Raw genomic sequence first — 423 nt, forward strand, 5'->3', positions numbered from 1 at the left:
TTCAACGAACGGTTTAGATATTGAAGGAAATTATACTCAATGGGCAGTGGGGAGCTCCTTTGAAGCTGGTTATCGTATTAAGACGTCAAAGAGCAGTTGGCTACAACCTTATGCACAATTCACGTGGATGCAAGTTGAAGGTAAAGAAATCAAACTTTCCAACAAAATGACAGGTGATATCCGCCCATCGATTTCATTGCGTAGTGAGGTTGGATTATCTTTAGGATATGAATTTGGATTGGGCATAGATACTTCATCACTAGCTTACATTACGGCAGCATGGTTGCGAGAGAATAAGGATAACAATCGTACAACGATTAATAAACTACATAAATTTACTACAGACTTATCAGGGAATGCAGGTAAGTTAGGAGTTGGTTTGAGCAGTTTAGTCAGTGATAAATTAAAGCTTTATGCGGAAGC

At 38.8% G+C, this 423-nt stretch carries 1 protein-coding gene; it reads left to right on the forward strand.

Features of this window, described 5'->3' with window-relative positions; genetic code table 11:
* On the forward strand, positions 1 to 423 hold a 423-nt coding region (locus tag J7R05_RS08390; protein ID WP_208541888.1), incomplete at both ends, for an autotransporter outer membrane beta-barrel domain-containing protein.

Origin of the sequence: Bartonella capreoli (assembly GCF_902813205.1) — a bacterium.
GTDB lineage: Bacteria > Pseudomonadota > Alphaproteobacteria > Rhizobiales > Rhizobiaceae > Bartonella > Bartonella schoenbuchensis.